Source organism: Emcibacteraceae bacterium (genome assembly GCA_041396985.1).
In the GTDB taxonomy this organism is placed as follows: Bacteria; Pseudomonadota; Alphaproteobacteria; order Sphingomonadales; family Emcibacteraceae; genus Pseudemcibacter.
Genome location: JAWKXO010000003.1, coordinates 467,377 through 483,545, shown reverse-complemented (window position 1 = coordinate 483,545; position 16,169 = coordinate 467,377). Strand labels below are relative to the sequence as shown.

13 protein-coding genes are annotated in these 16,169 nt (G+C 45.8%); 9 read left to right on the top strand and 4 right to left on the bottom strand.

Features of this window, described 5'->3' with window-relative positions; genetic code table 11:
- Both R3D86_10405 and R3D86_10400 read right to left on the bottom strand, forming a co-directional pair.
- Positions 1-633, bottom strand: a complete 633-nt coding sequence (locus R3D86_10405) for a gluconate 2-dehydrogenase subunit 3 family protein (protein MEZ5758620.1) — start codon at positions 631-633, stop codon at positions 1-3.
- Positions 630-2,357, bottom strand: a complete 1,728-nt coding sequence (locus R3D86_10400) for a GMC family oxidoreductase (GenBank protein ID MEZ5758619.1) — start codon at positions 2,355-2,357, stop codon at positions 630-632. Before R3D86_10400 ends, R3D86_10405 begins: the two co-directional genes overlap by 4 nt.
- A gap of 206 nt (positions 2,358-2,563) precedes the next feature.
- Between R3D86_10400 and R3D86_10395 the strand changes: the two genes are divergently transcribed.
- From R3D86_10395 to R3D86_10355, 9 genes are all read left to right on the top strand, one after another.
- A complete protein-coding gene (locus R3D86_10395) occupies positions 2,564-3,235 on the top strand; it encodes an AraC family transcriptional regulator (protein ID MEZ5758618.1) in 672 nt (223 codons plus the stop codon).
- Positions 3,236-3,333: 98 nt separating this feature from the next.
- Positions 3,334-4,548 (top strand): Tm-1-like ATP-binding domain-containing protein, encoded by a 1,215-nt coding sequence (locus R3D86_10390; protein ID MEZ5758617.1) that lies wholly within the window; start codon positions 3,334-3,336, stop codon positions 4,546-4,548.
- Positions 4,549-4,558: 10 nt separating this feature from the next.
- Entirely contained in the window at positions 4,559-5,392 is an 834-nt protein-coding gene (locus R3D86_10385) for a phosphoenolpyruvate hydrolase family protein (protein ID MEZ5758616.1), read from the top strand.
- Between the two features lie 12 nt (positions 5,393-5,404).
- Positions 5,405-5,842 carry an SRPBCC family protein gene (locus tag R3D86_10380; protein ID MEZ5758615.1) on the top strand — a complete coding sequence of 146 codons (438 nt, stop codon included), beginning with the start codon at positions 5,405-5,407 and terminating at the stop codon, positions 5,840-5,842.
- A gap of 44 nt (positions 5,843-5,886) precedes the next feature.
- Positions 5,887-7,203, top strand: a complete 1,317-nt coding sequence (locus R3D86_10375; protein MEZ5758614.1) for an MFS transporter — start codon at positions 5,887-5,889, stop codon at positions 7,201-7,203.
- A 12-nt stretch (positions 7,204-7,215) separates the two neighbouring features.
- Positions 7,216-8,703, top strand: a complete 1,488-nt coding sequence (locus R3D86_10370) for an FAD-linked oxidase C-terminal domain-containing protein (GenBank protein ID MEZ5758613.1) — start codon at positions 7,216-7,218, stop codon at positions 8,701-8,703.
- A complete protein-coding gene (locus tag R3D86_10365; GenBank protein ID MEZ5758612.1) occupies positions 8,703-9,824 on the top strand; it encodes an FAD-binding protein in 1,122 nt (373 codons plus the stop codon). Before R3D86_10370 ends, R3D86_10365 begins: the two co-directional genes overlap by 1 nt.
- A 2-nt stretch (positions 9,825-9,826) precedes the next feature.
- Positions 9,827-11,101, top strand: a complete 1,275-nt coding sequence (glcF, locus tag R3D86_10360; protein ID MEZ5758611.1) for a glycolate oxidase subunit GlcF — start codon at positions 9,827-9,829, stop codon at positions 11,099-11,101.
- A 147-nt stretch (positions 11,102-11,248) separates the two neighbouring features.
- Positions 11,249-13,132, top strand: a complete 1,884-nt coding sequence (locus R3D86_10355) for a cytochrome c3 family protein (protein ID MEZ5758610.1) — start codon at positions 11,249-11,251, stop codon at positions 13,130-13,132.
- On the opposite strand, the gene R3D86_10350 is transcribed toward R3D86_10355, so the two are convergent.
- Together R3D86_10350 and R3D86_10345 are read right to left on the bottom strand one after the other, a co-directional pair.
- Entirely contained in the window at positions 13,129-14,349 is a 1,221-nt protein-coding gene (locus R3D86_10350) for a M14 family zinc carboxypeptidase (protein ID MEZ5758609.1), read from the bottom strand. The two genes, R3D86_10355 and R3D86_10350, sit on opposite strands and share 4 nt — an antisense overlap.
- 150 nt (positions 14,350-14,499) lie before the next feature.
- On the bottom strand, positions 14,500-16,119 hold the full coding sequence (locus tag R3D86_10345; protein ID MEZ5758608.1) for a solute:sodium symporter family transporter: 1,620 nt from the start codon (positions 16,117-16,119) through the stop codon (positions 14,500-14,502).
- Between the last annotated feature and the right edge of the window lie 50 nt (positions 16,120-16,169).

Sequence of the window (16,169 nt, the reverse complement as noted above, 5' to 3'; positions counted from 1 at the left end):
TTAAACGCCGATCAGTTTACGAATTTCAGCCGGTGGCCCGTCGAAACTTTCAAGTGGGACATTCCCAACATAGCCGATATCGGCCATTCCCTCATCCGTTGTGTAATATCCGCCGACATAAAGATAAACCAGGCGGGTAAAAAACTGATCATCAGCCTCGTTCGCCTTGCCAGCTTCCACGGACTTTGCCAGTTCATCAAACATTGCCGCCTGATCCCCAGCCGACAGATTATAAAAATAACGGGCATCTTTTTTATTAGCTATTTGGTTTAAGCGCTCAAGCCCGGTAACAATTGTTTCCCGATCTTTCAGCTGATCCGGATATGGCGCACTCACCCACTCATTGACAAAATCGGTAATATTTAAATGACTGGCACTTGGTGATTTGTCATCTGCCGGAATAATCAGATCCCCAAGTACGGCAAGATTTTTAAGCTGATTATTATCCAGAATTTTATCCCATGTGACGACAGGGTTATTGACGTCAACATCCTGACCATAGCCTTCCTGTCTTACCTGCGCATTAGCCACATTTTGAGGATAATTGCTTAAATAGGCCGCAGAAGTCCCGGCAACCGCCATGATTTGCAGCACCCTTCTCCTGTTAGGGCTTAATTTTTGTTTTTCACTCATAGGTCGTCTCCCTTTAAACGATCAATAATATTATCTGCGGCTCTCATTGCCATCGCCATGATGGTGAGGGTCGGATTCTTTTCAACATGGGTAACAAACGGCGCGCCGTCAGCGATATAGAGGTTGTCAACATCCCAGGTTCTTGAATATTTATTCAGTACAGACGTTTTTGGATCATCCCCCATCCGGCATCCTCCTACCTGATGATTAACCTCTCCGCCGACCTCCATTACCTTTCCGGCCTTACGCGATTTTTCAAACGCATCATAAATAACCGTTGCCCCCATATTTCTAGCTAGCTCATGCAGGGTTTTATTCATATGCTCGCCACGGCGATAATCTTCATCCGACCATTCCCAGTAAAATTTTGGAACCGGAATGCCCCATTTGTCTTTTATTTCCGGGTCAATGGTCAGGTAACAATTTTCATTGACTGACATCCCCCCAAGGGTACGGATGCCGATCAGTGAACCATAGTATTTGCGCATATGGTCTTTCAGTTTCTTTCCATAAAGTCCTTTGGCGCCATGGAGCATAATTCTGAAAGTCGCATTCATGGTCGGCGGACCAAAACGGCCACCGCGATAGGGGTCAACCTCAATTTTATAACCTCCGGAAAAATCAGCCCCGTCCTTTTCTTTTTCCTCACCATGAAGCCACCATGGGGCATAAACATGAGGCTGTGAAACACCGTCTTCATTATGGGGCGGCGCATAATCAAGCTCAGGCACATGAATCCACAGCGACGTAAATAACGTATCGGAAATATATTTGCCGACCATTCCGGTTGAATTTGCCAGCCCGTTTGGTGCTTTATCCGATTTGGAATTTAATAGAATACGGGAGCTTTCCATAGCACCAGGGGCCAGCACAATAACCTTACCCTTAATTTCCTTATGCTCACCAGTCTGGGTGTCGATATAACGAAGCCCGGTCGCCTTTTTCCCCGTTTCATCTGTTAAAACCTGATAGGCAACCGAATGGGTCTGAATTTTAAGTTTTCCGGTTTTCTCTGCCGGTTTTAAATAGGCCGTAACACTATCAAATGCGGCACCTATGCTGCATCCTCTGATACAGTTTGTCGCATAAAAGCAGGCTTCCCGTCCATTAAGGGGAGAAGTAAGAATGGCCGTAGGATGGGCCATGGTTTTAATACCCATTTTTTTAAGCGCTTTTTGAAATAGCATTTCGCTGGCCCTTGGTGCCGGCGGCTTTTGACGGATATGATTGGGTGGAAGCGGTGAGTTATAGACCGCCTCATCCGCATCCGGACCAAAAATCCCCATAATTGTTTCTACCCGGTTATAGTAGGGTTCCATCTCTTCATAGGTGAATGGCCAGTCGACCTCCCGCCCGGTCATGGTTTTTACCTTGAAATCCTCTGGACCGTATCTTGGTGTCTGTCTGCCGAAATGATGGGTCCTGCCGCCAAGTTGTCTTGAACGCCACCATCTGAAAGGATCTTTCCCTGTTGTATAGGGCTGCCCGGGCAATTGATAGCCGCCAATATTGGCATCAAAATAATTTTCGTCTTTATCCGGGGTTGATTCGCCTCTTAATGGTGCCTCTTTAGGCAACTGAAACATGGCCGCGTCCTTTTGCGGGTCCCAACGGCGGCCGGCTTCAAGCAATAGCACATTAATACCTGCTGCTGTCAGCGTATGTGCGACCATACCACCACCAGCCCCAGAACCAACGACGATTACTTCAATTTCTTCCGCCATCCCTATTTTCCATGTTGTTGATCATATCCTGATCAGCCACTTTTTTATTTAACAGAAAAACAGTTTTATTTTGCGTTGTATTGGGAATAAGATACATTATTTAGGAAAAAAGCGTCATCAGGAGAATTGATATTTCTATTTCCAACACGATGAATTACATTACATCGCCCTATTTCTCCCATCTTTTTGATGGGATTAATGACCTGATGCTTTTTGTAAAAGACACGCAAAGCACATTAATGAATTGCAACCAGCTTTTTGCAGAACATTTCGGTTTTGACCGGGTTGAAATGATCAAAGGTAAAAATGATTTCGATCTTTTTACCCATGAACTTGCCGTACAATACAGAAAAGATGATGCTGAAGTTTTTAGAACCGCAAAAAGCAAACTCAATATTATTGAGCTTTTTCCAAACCATATGGGCGAAGTTCAGTGGTTTATCTGTAACAAGGTTCCCATCATTGATGCAGAAGGCAAAGTCCAGGGACTCTGCGGTGCTCTGCAGCAGCTTGAAGACAGCTCTGTAAACCTCCGTCCATTTAATGATATTTCAAAAGCGTTGGTTTTCTTAAAAGACAATTACGCAAAAAAAATATGTAATAAGGATATGGCGAAAGTCGCCGGTCTTTCTGTGCGGCAATTTGAAAAACGATTTAAGCAGATTTTTAATATCAGTGCCCATCAATATATCCTCAATTTACGTATTTTAAAGTCATGTGACTTGCTAATTGCAGGGGGAGTAAGTATCTCAGAGACCGCACATCGCCTTGGATTTTATGATCAGAGCGCCTTCACTTCCCATTTCAAGAAACAAATCGGCATGACACCGATGAGCTATATTAAACATCATTCCATCAAAAGAAATATTGATGTGTGAATGACGCTTTTTTCCTAAAAAAATAGCTAAAATTACCAATACCGCTATTTTGAAAACACCTATTATTTTTTTATAAAAAATAAAATACAGGGATGAGTGTGACGGAAAAAACCGCCTATATTGCCGGGACGTTCGATACCAAACAAAATGAAATTTTGTTTGTGCGTAATCTGCTTAATGCTTCGGGATTAAAAACAATTACCGTCGATCTTGGTACATCATCGAATGGCAAAAACAGCAAAGCTGATATCCCGGCAAATGACGTTGCAAAGATGCATCATGGTGGGTCCAAAGCAGTCTTTACCGGAGATCGTGGAACAGCGGTCGCCGCAATGGCCGAAGCCTTTAAACTTTTTCTCGCTGACCGATCGGACCTGGGCGGCGTGATCGGTTTTGGCGGTTCTGGTGGGACAGCACTCATCAGCCCCGCTTTTCAGAATTTGCCCCTGGGCATCCCAAAAGTAATAGTTTCAACAATGGCGTCAGGCAATATTGCGCCATATGTCGGTACATCCGATATTTCAATGATATATTCAATTACGGATATCAGCGGGCTTAACCCGATTCTTGAACAAATTCTTGCCAATGCAGCGCATGCCCTGGCTGGCATGATAAAAAACAGCTATACTCCCAAACAGTCATCAAAGCCGGTCATCGGCATGACCATGTTTGGGGTTACGACAAAATGTATAGAACAGGTTAAATCGCATCTGGAACCGGACAATCAGTGTCTGGTTTTTCATGCGACGGGCACAGGGGGGCTAACACTGGAGAAACTTGTTGCTGATGGGCGTCTGTCCGGCGTTATTGATGCAACAACCACAGAAGTTGCCGATCATTTGATGGGTGGGATACTCAGTGCCGGCGAGGGGCGGCTTGAGCAATTTATCCAGGCCAACATCCCTTATATCGGCTCCTGTGGGGCGATTGATATGGTCAACTTCGGTGCACGTTCAACTGTGCCCATGAAATATGCGGATAGGCTTTTATATGAGCATAACCCGCAAATCACGCTGATGCGCACGACAGCGGAAGAAAATGAGCAAATTGGAATGTGGATTGGAAAAAAACTTAACAGGTTTAAATCCCCTGCCCGTTTTCTGATCCCGGAAAAAGGATTTTCGGCCCTTGATGCGGTAGGTCAAGCCTTTTATGACCCAAAAGCAGATCAGGCATTTATTGATGCACTTGAAAATACTGTAACAAATCCGATGATCACAATTATAAAACTCCCCTATCACATTAATGATCCTGAATTCGCATCAGCAATAACAGAAAATTATAAAGATCTAAGTAACGAAATATCAAAGTGAAGAATAGCAAATGAATAAATTAAGCAGAAAAGAATTAATGGCCGGCTTTCGAAAGCAAATTGAAAAAGGTATTCCCATTATCGGTGGCGGGGCAGGAACAGGCCTATCCGCAAAATGCGAGGAAGCTGGTGGCATTGATCTGATCGTGATCTATAATTCAGGGCGTTACCGCATGGCAGGACGCGGGTCACTGGCCGGACTTTTATCCTACGGCAATGCCAATGAAATTGTTGTTGATATGGCAAAAGAAGTGCTCCCGGTGGTGAAAAATGTTCCCGTTCTGGCTGGCGTCAACGGTACTGACCCGTTTGTTGATATGGAGCGGTTTATCAAAAAGCTTAAAGATATGGGCTTCAGCGGGGTACAGAACTTCCCCACCGTTGGGTTATTTGACGGCAATATCCGCGCCAATTTCGAAGAAACAGGTATGGGTTTCGGTCTTGAGGTCGATATGATCCGTATTGCCCATGAGCAGGATATGCTGACGACACCCTATGTTTTTAATGCGCAGGAAGCCATTGATATGGCCAAAGCTGGTGCAGATATCATTGTTGCTCATCTTGGTTGTACAACGGGCGGCGCGATCGGGGTGTCCACTGCGCCGACCCTTGAACAGTGCGCGGATATGATTAATGAATGGATTGCCGCCGCTAAAACCGTGCGCGATGATATTATATATCTTTGTCACGGCGGACCTATTTCAACACCGGCTGATGCGCAGTATATTCTTGAAAAATGTCCTGAATGTCACGGCTTCTATGGTGCCAGCAGTATGGAAAGGCTGCCGACGGAAATCGCCCTGACTGAATGTACAAAAACATTTAAAAGCATGAAAATCAAATAAGCGGAGAATAAAATGGTAACAGTATTTGAAACATCGGTTATTGATGCCCCCATCGACAAAGTCTGGGAAGTTGTCCGCGGATTTAATGATTTACCAAAATGGCACCCTGGCATTGCCCGCAGTGAAATAGAGGATGGCCTTAACCCTTTTACCGTGGGATGCGTCAGGAATTTCTATCTGCATGATGGTGAAAATATTCGCGAAACACTTTTGGCTTTTTCCGATATTGACTACACATTCACTTATGACATGCTGACAACTGGCCTTGGACTTTTTAATTATTTTTCCACCATGGAGCTTCGTCCGATTACAGACGGTGATCGGACCTACATTCAATGGTCAGCTGAATTTACCACCGAAGCGGGCAAAGAAGATGAAAAAGCGGACATGGTTGCAAACGGCGTTTTTCAAAGCGGTTTTACGGCCTTAAAGGAACATTTCGCAAAATAAAGATCTATAGATGGATCAATAGGGATTAACCAAGGGAGGCTTAAATGTCTGAAACAGAGTATGATCGCAGCAGAATATTTTTAATATGTACCATGGCCCTATTTACAATTGCCATATCCATGTCGCTTGGTGCTACCGTTGCGGCCGATCTTAAAAGCAACTTCCTTGATCCAATTGATTTTAAGACATCCGCCACCATGATCGGGGAAATCCTCGGCATCATTTTTCTTGGCTTTTCAGTAACCCTTTTTCTGGTCAGCCCGTTTATGGATGTGATCGGCATGGGGCGGGCCATTACCATGGCCGCTTCCCTTATCATCATTGGAAATGCCATTGTTGTCTTTGCTGGCAATATTACATCCGGGGCAAACATCTACTGGGCACTCTGGTTTGGCATGCTGCTCAAAGGCATTGCCTGGGGTTTTGTCGAATCCGCCATTAATCCGGCCACTGCTTCACTTTATCCGGAGGATAAAACCCATCGGTTAAACGTGCTCCACGCCTGGTGGCCGGCAGGTCTTATTGTTGGTGGTTTATCCGGAATACTGATCAACGCTCTCGATCTGAACTGGCAGATTGCCTTGTCTGTAATTTTTATTCCTGCCGCCGGGTTCCTGCTTCTTAATATAGGGGTAAAATTTCCAAAAACCGAAAGCTCGGTTCTGGATGTGAGCTTTAATGACATGATCAAGGAAATTTTCAGACGCCCCAGTTTCTTTATCTGGTTTGGGGCCATGTTCCTTACCGCATCATCAGAACTCGCCCCTGGTCAGTGGGTCGATCTGGCCCTTACCCATACTGTCGGTATGCGGGGTATCTTACTTCTTGTTTATGTCAGCGGCATTATGTTTGTAATGCGCCATTTTGCCGGACCGATTGCTCATAAGCTCTCTCCCGTTGGGCTTTTATGGGTTTCATCATTACTGACCACTATTGGTCTTTACATGCTGAGTGTAGCTGACAGTCCTGTGACCGGCGTGCTTGCGGCGACTTTCTGGGGGGCCGGTGTCTGCTTTATGTGGCCGACAATGCTTGCTTCCGCCGCTGAACGATACCCTCGTGGTGGTGCTTGGACGATTGGCCTGATCGGTTCAGCCGGTGCTATGGCAACTTATATCGTGCTTCCGATCCTTGGGGCCGCCTATGACAAGGCTAAACTGGAAGCGGCCGGTGGCGCTGATGCCTTTGCCGCCATGGCAGATGGAAGCCCCGAACAGATCAACTCGCTTATCTATGCCGCGGAAAAATCATTTCAGACTGTCGCCCTTCTGCCCATTGCGCTATTATTCATTTTTGGTGGGGTATGGTATAATGATCGCCGACTTGCAAAAATGGCTGCGGAAGGTGCACCTGGCGAATAAAGGGTATTTCTTATGAAAATGCCGGACCCGGAACAGGAAATTTTTGATAAGCTGCCCGATCTTACCGGGCGACTTGTTCGTCTATTGGGTAAAGAGGCCGTTATTACGTCTGATCAGGGCCGAAAGGCATTTGAATCGGATGGACTGACCGCATATCGGCAACCGCCGATGATCGTTGCCCTGCCCAGTTGCACACAGGAAGTCAGCGAAGTTTTAAAAATATGCCACGAGCTTAACATAAAAGTCGTGCCAAGGGGGGCCGGCACCTCGCTTTCCGGCGGGGCATTGCCCCTTGCTGATGGGCTTACCCTTGGCCTTTCCAGGCTTAATAAAATCATCGATATTGATTATCAGAACCGCTCTGTTGTCACCGAGTGCGGGGTTACCAACCTTGCCATCACCCATGCGGTTGAGGATCATGGCTTTTATTATGCTCCCGACCCATCCAGTCAGATTGCCTGCACAATCGGTGGCAATGTCGCCGAAAATTCAGGCGGTGTTCACTGTTTAAAATACGGGCTGACGACCAATAATATACTTGGACTTAAAATGGTGTTGATGAATGGCGATATCATTGAACTTGGCGGAAAACATATGCAGGAAAGCGGCTATGACCTGATCGGACTTGTTACCGGCTCTGAAGGGCTACTAGGCGTCGTCACCGAGGCAACCGTTCGCATTTTACCTAAAGCCAATGTGGTAAAAGCAATGCTGATCGGTTTTGATGATATTGAAAAAGCTGGTGAATGCGTCGCCCGAACAATTGCCGCCGGCATCATTCCGGCCGGAATGGAAATGATGGATAATCTGGCGATCAATGCCGCTGAGGATTATTGCCAGCCCGGATACCCGCGTGACGCAGAAGCGATATTAATCGCCGAATTTGACGGCGTGGAAAGTGAAGTTGATTATTTCACTCAGTGCGTATCAGAATTGGCGAAAGAATTAGGAGCGACTTCCATTTCTATCAGTAAAAGTGAAGAAGAAAAAAATGGTTTCTGGGCCGGGCGCAAGGCTGCTTTCCCCGCCGTGGGGCGAATTTCACCGGATTATTACTGCATGGACGGGTCTATCCCACGCAAAAAACTGCCCATCGTTCTCCGCCGTATGAATGAGCTTTCCAAAAAATATGGTCTAAGGGTTGCCAACGTTTTCCACGCAGGAGACGGCAATCTGCATCCACTTATCCTTTATGATGCTAATGTCCCGGGGGAACTTGAACGCGCAGAATTATTCGGTGCCGATATTTTAAGGCTTTGCGTTGAGGTCGGCGGTGCCCTTACCGGCGAGCATGGTGTCGGTGTCGAGAAACGCGACCTGATGCCTGCCATGTTCACGAAAGACGACCTTAACCAGCAGGAAAGGATCAAATGCGCTTTTGACCCGAATCACCGCCTAAACCCAGGCAAAATGTTTCCGGAACTTCACCGCTGCGCGGAGCTTGGTAAAATGCATATTCATGGCGGCAAGCTGTTATTTCCTGATATACCCAGATTCTGATGACTGACTTAATTTGCCCCACTACCGAAGACCAGGTTCGCAATTGCATTTGCGATCATATTGTCATGGAAAAAAGCCTGGATATCAGAACCGGTGGCAGCCTGATTCCCCTCGGGCACACAATGAATACGCATTCTGTAGTATCATTAAAAGTCCTTAACCGGGTTAAGCTTTATGAACCGGAAGAACTGGTGATCACGCTTGAACCCGGGGTCTTGCTTCGGGATCTTAAAACCCTGCTTAAGGAACATAATCAGGAACTTAAATTTGAACCACCGGATTATGGGCCGTTGCTTGGTAATGATCCTGGCATAGGCACTATCGGTGGCATTATCGGCACAAATTTATCCGGCCCAAAACGGTTTCTGGCTGGTGGCGCGCGCGATTATATCCTCGGCATTCAGGGCATATCGGGGTACGGTCAAATTTTTAAGGCTGGCGGACGAGTTGTAAAAAATGTCAGCGGCTATGATGTCAGCAAATTAATGTGCGGCTCATACGGCACCCTTGGGGCCATAACAGAAATGACCTTAAAACTGGCGCCAAAAGCAGAGAATGAAATAAGCCTTAAAATTGATAACCTGGAAACTGAAACAGCCATTTCGCTAATGTCGACTATTGCCGCCTGCCCTTATGAAGTAAGCGGCCTTGCACACATTCCTGAAACGGGAACCTTTATCCGCATTGAAGGAACAAACGCTTCACTAGGCGAAAGAAAAGCAGCAATTAAAAATATGATCGGGAAACTTGACATTTCTGAACTCCAAAGAGAGGAAAGTGAAGAACTATGGCGACGCATTCGCGATGTTGCCCCACTTAATCCACCCAAAAACCTTCCCTTATGGAAAATCAGTGTTGCAGCAAGTGAAGTAATGAACATTATCAAAAACCATAATCCGGACTTTTATTTTCTTGATTGGGCAGGTGGGCTGCTCTGGATGTCATCATTGGATATTCCGAAAATTTATAAGGGGGCCTACTGGCTGATCAGAAATGCCGAAGCTCAGCTTGATCTGCCCTTTAACAAAACACCTGATCCGCTGATCAGTGATTTAAGCAGACGTATTAAAAAGGCGTTTGACCCAAAAAATATACTGAACCCGGGAAGGTTGGGATTTTAACCATGCAAACCAGATTTTCCCAAAAACAACTGGAAGACCCAAAAACAGCAGAAGCAGAAAAAATCTTACGAAACTGCGTCCATTGCGGCTTCTGTATGGCGACCTGCCCCACTTATCTGCTGCTGGGGAATGAACTGGATAGCCCGCGCGGCCGCATTTACCTGATTAAGGAAATGCTCGAAAATGACAGAGCAGCTACGGAAGTGGAGGTCGAACATCTGGACAAATGCCTGACCTGTCTGTCCTGCACCACCACCTGTCCATCCGGTGTTGATTATGCTCATCTGTTGGCGCATGGACGAAGCCATATTGAAAAAACATTTAAAAGACCACTTGGAGAACGATTATTCAGGGACTTGCTAAGCACGATATTACCCTACCCGAACCGTTTTAAACTGGCGGTCAGGGCATCCAACCTGCTCCGCCCTTTTAAAACAGTCCTGCCGGATAAACTCCGGGCCATGATTGAGCTTAGACCCCCACTTAGTCATGAAAAGGCTCCACAACTTACCAATGCAAAAGGCAACTCAAAATACAGGATGGGCTTAAGTGCCGGATGCGTACAGCGCGCGGTCGGCGAACATATCAATCTGGCAACCCTGGAATTTTTATCTAATCACGGCGTTGAAGTGGTGGTTCCACCTGCCGTTGGCTGTTGTGGGGCGCTTGATGAACATATGGGAAAATCAGAAAATGCAATAAATATTGCCAAACGCTATATAGATGGCTGGATTTCTGAAATAGAAAATGGAAAACTTGATACCATCGTCATCAACACGTCCGGCTGCGGCACATCTATTAAAGATTATGGCCATATGTTCCGCCATGATCCTGATTATGCTGATAAAGCCAAAATGGTCGCGTCCCTTGCCAAAGACATTTCAGAAGTGATTAATGAAATCGGCCTTGGCAAAACGCAGATACCAGACAATATCAATGTTGCCTATCATTCGGCCTGCTCGCTTAATCACGGTCAGAAAATAGGTGACCTGCCGGCCCGGCTGTTGAAGCAAGCCGGATTTAACGTTTCCTATTTAAAAGAAAGCCATATTTGCTGCGGTTCCGCCGGAACCTACAACATCATCCAGCCGGAAATTGCGCGCGAGCTTAGAGCTCGAAAAATAAAAAATATTGAAGCCACCAAAGCAGATGTGGTTGCCAGCAGCAATCTTGGCTGTAATATTCATATTGCCAGTGGCACTGATATCCCGGCACTACATGTCATAGAGCTCTTAAACTGGGCCACAGGCGGCAAAAAACCGGAAGCGATAACCTGAAACAGATATAAAATCATTATGAAAAGAAAGCCGAATATAATAATAAAATTCATATTATTAGCCCTAATTTCGGTAGTGATATTAAATATTCATATCAACGCTAATGCCGCTCACCCGGCCGATAAAAACTGCCGGACCTGTCATTTTATGGAATGGAAAAACTGGAATGGTTCAGACCATCAGAAGGCAATGGCAGTTGCCAATGACAAATCGGTCCTTGGAAAATTTGATAATGTACCCGTAACAATCGACGGTCAGGAAAACAGGTTTTATAAAAAGGACACTGAATACTGGGTCCATATAGACGGCGAAGATCATAAAATCGACTATACATTCGGCACTTATCCGTTACAGCAATATCTGATTAAAATGGGGGGCGGAAAATATCAGACCCTGCCCCTGTCATGGGACAGTCGTCCAGAGGGCCGCGGCGGGCAGCGCTGGTTTCATATTTATGGCGATGAACATATCCCGACAAATGACCGTCTGCACTGGATACAGCCGATGCAAAACTGGAACGGCATGTGTGCCGATTGTCATTCGAGCGGCTTGAAACGTGGATATGATTCTGAAAAAAATACCTTCAATACCCATTTCGATAAAATAAGTGTGGACTGCCGGTCCTGCCACACTCCGGAAAATGATATTATGACCAGCAAGACCGATGGAGGCTGGCAATTGGTTGAGGGTGCCCACACAGCCAGATGGACAGGCGAAAAAAGGGATCAACGCGAAATAGAGGTCTGTGCCGCCTGCCATTCACGGCGCTCGCCGCTGAGCGATGGTTTCTCACCAACCGACCGTTATCTTGACAGTTTTTCCCCGACACCGGTTCTGATGCCGGAATATTTCCCGGACGGTCAGGTGCGGGACGAGGACTATGTCTGGGGGTCTTTCCTGCAAAGCAAAATGTTTGCTGAAGGCGTTATCTGTAGCGACTGTCATAATCCCCACAGCTTAAAACTGAAAGCAGAGGGCAATGACATGTGCACCACATGTCATCAGACTGATCATTTTGACACGCCCGATCATCATAACCATGAAATGGGATCAGCCGGGGGTCAGTGTGTCTCCTGTCATATGCCAACGCGGACATATATGGAGGTTGATGCCCGCCGTGATCACAGTTTTCGTATTCCCAGACCCGACTTAAACCATGTGACAGATGCGCCTGATGCCTGCACCAACTGTCATACTGATCAGGATGCCGGTTGGGCCGTTATGCAGATTAAATCATGGACCGGAAAAAACCCGCTTCCCCATTTCGGAGAAGTGTTCAGCGCCGTTTATCAGAACGCACCGGAAGCTGAACAAATTTTAAATATTATGATAGCCGATGAAACTATCCCGTCGATCATCAGAGGCAGCGGATATGAACTTCTATCCCGCTATCCGGATGAGAACAGTTTTAATACCATCGGATTAGCGGTTACCTCTGATGAACCACTAATCCGGCTTGGGGCCATTAAGGCATCGGCTTTTATACCCACTGCTGAACGAAAAGCCCTTCTGCTGCCACTATTGAAAGATGAATTTAAAGTCATCCGCATTGAAACCGTACGTGCACTTTCTGATGTGGATAGTTCGGTGTTTTCCACTGAAACAAAAGAAATATATGATAAAGCCAAAGCAGAATTTATAGCCGCCGAAAATCAGGTTTCCTGGCGCGGTGAAGGTCATTTTAATCTGGGTCTTTTTTATGGCGGACAAAATGACCTTGAAAATGAAGTAAAAGAATATTTGAAGGCCATGGAAATTGACCCTTATTTCCCCGCCAGCTACGTCAATCTTGCCGACCGATATCGGGAATTGGGGAATGAACCCAAAACAATTGAAACAATTGAATTGGGTTTATCTAACTTACCCGAGGATGCTGCCCTTAATTTTTCAAAAGGACTTTATCTGATCAGAGCTGGAAAATCATCTGACGCCCTTCCCTACTTAAAAAAGGCAACCGTCAATGATCCGACTAACGGTAAATATTCATACGTTTATTCGGTGGCTCAAAAGCAGCTGGGTCAACAGAATTAATTGGTTCCTGACGTCATCAGAACCCGCATAATTTCTTCAGCAACAACCTGACCTTTTTGTTCAACGACGGCTTTTGGCGTGTTTTCACCTTCTTCATAAATAATCGTCGTTGTACCAAGCAAATTATACACATACTGGTTGGCGGAACCGCCTTCGGTCGAGCCGGGATGTCGTTCTGTAAAGCTGAACTTTTTATGATCATAATAATAATTCGGCAACCGGGCTTTTACAGCACTCGTCCATTTTCTGGTAAAGCTGCTTGGCCATTCTCCCATCTTTCCGAATTGTGTGTATAATTCATTATCATAGGTGCCATGAAAATCTATAAACAGTTCAAGAGTTCCTTTGGTTTTGAATTTTTTCAGTTCCTCCGAAATAACCCTTGTTTCCTTCTGGCCAAACTGCCCCCAGTCCCAGTTCGTATCAAGCTTACCGGTGGCATGACGCCAATAGCCGAGCGCGACACCATCCGGATTGACCAGCGGGATTGATATAACGCCATATTGTTTTCGAAATTCGCGCGCCAACGGCGTATCCGAATAAATGGTCTCAACAAAAGACTGCATGGCATAAGCACCCGTTACCTCAACCGGATGCTGCCGACCGATCAGAAATAAATATTTTCCTGTATTTAGATCACTGTTGCTCTGAATTTTATAAATGGGTCTTCCCTGTGCTGAGGTACCGATTGAGCTTTTTGTAACAGCCCCTCTTGCAACAAGACTGTCCATCCACCGGTCATATTGAGCCCCATCAAAAATTGGCTGGGCAGAAATATAAAACGGCCTATCCATCGCCGGCAGAAACAGCTGAAAACGGTGCCCGTTTTCACTAACTTTAAAACTGTCCTGTGATAATCTCGACCAGTTTATGCCGTCCGTGCTGATCTTCGGATCAAACTGGTGCGATCCTTTAATATAATTGACATCAACAACCACCATTTCCTTATCTTTATTGGTGATCTTGAATGAATACCATGGTGGTCTCTGCTCGGCATTTTCATCTTCCGGCGCAATGATCACCCTGAAAATAGTGGGAATAATCGTGCTGCACTGGCTCATACCACCGCCATCATAATCGGAAGTGATAATAGCACTTTCACTTTCGCAGGTATTTTTATTGTTAATCGCCAGCGCATGAACGGATGATGCAGCCAGCCATAATAAAACCAATGCTATTTTGCTGACGACCAAATAGGAAAACCTGAAAATACTCATAACTTATTCCTTACAATACTTAAACTCTGCATCCGTTTCATTTTATCAAAACGGCGCATAATTCCCAAACATTGGGCATAGTCTAATATAAAAGTGGAAAAAATTCAAATCGGCATCTAATCGGGATCAGCATTTTTTTATTCGCATAATCTATTGCGCCAGAGCAACATAGACCGCAATGACCAGAAAAGAAATAATAATACTTGCCGGTTTAACATATTTCCAGGGCGTCATATCTACTTTTGCCGCGTGACTGATATGTTCTTTTGTAACCTCCGGCTTGAGTTTGCTGATTAAGAGCATCAGCCCCGACGTCAATATAAAAACAAGGGCCAGAAAATGAAGGAAATGGATGTTATCCTCAGTTCCAAACAGACTTTTTGCAATATTCTGCACCGGTTCATCAAAGGTGTTGGTCAGAAGATAAAACAGGACCGGGCCGAAAATCATACCAACTTTCGCTGAACGCGCCGTCACATGCTTAGTAAGAAGTCCGAGTAAAATAACAGCAAGCATAGGCCCAAAGAAAGTCGCATTGATTTTTTGCAGATAATTATAAAGACTACCACTTGTATCGATCATTGGTGCTGCGATCATGGCAATTATTGCCAGCAGAATGCTACAGACGCGACCGGACCATACCATCTGACGGCCGGTTGCTTGCCTGTTCATAAAAACATGATAAATACCCTGACTGAAAAGGGTGGCTGAACTGTTCAGAACACTATTAAAGGTGCTGAGCACAGCACCCACCATCACAGCGGCAAAAAATCCGACCATCGGCGCAGGCAGAATTTCCTTTACAAGCATTGGGTAAGCCAGCATAGATTGCCCCGGGCCAATTTGGTCCTTAAAAAGATAATAGGCAATGACTCCAGGCAATACGATGGCAACCGGCCCAAGCAGTTTAAAACAGGCCGCAATCAGAACCCCCTTTTGCCCCTCGGCCAGATTTTTGGCACCAAGAGCACGTTGAACGATCGACTGGTTCGTGCACCAAAAAAAGATCTGGTTGACGATCATACCGGTAAAAAGAACCCCGAACGGTAAAAAAGAGCCCGGCTCATCCCCGGTAATATCAAATTTTTCCGGCGCACTTTGATAAACCATTTCCAGCCCTTTAAATATGTTCCCATCCCCGACATAGGAAAGCGCAAGGGCCGGAACAATCAGACCAACCGCCAGAAAACCGATACCGTTTATGGTGTCGGAAATAGCAACGGCCTTAAGCCCGCCAAAAATGGCATAAAGTGAACCAAGCGTACCAATCGCCCAAACCATAATCCAGACAGCCGATGATTTATTGACCCCAAGAACGCCGGACACATCAAACAGGCTTTCAAGACCGGCTGCCCCAAAAAGAAGCACTACGGGTAAAATAGCCACAACATAGGAAAAAAGAAAAAGCACGGTCGCAATCACCCGCGTATTCTGATCATATCTGAGTGACAGATATTCCGGAATTGTGGTCAGGCCACGTTTTAAATATTTTGGCAGAAAATATAGTGCCGTCAGCACCATGGCCAGTGCCGCCGTCGTTTCCCACGCCATAACCGCCACCGTGTGGGCAAAGGCATCGGCATTCAGACCAATTAAATGTTCAGTGGACAGATTGGTCAGGATCAGTGATCCTGCAATTACCCAGGCAGTCAGACTTCGACCGCCGAGAAAATAATCGTCCGAGGTCGCCATCACGTCATTTCGTGTTTTAAGGTAAGAAATAAGCGCCACAAGGCCGGTAAAGCCTATGAATGAAATTACTGCCAGCATATTTTCCCTATTCTTTTTTCTTTTGTTATCCCATAATAACGTTAAATAGG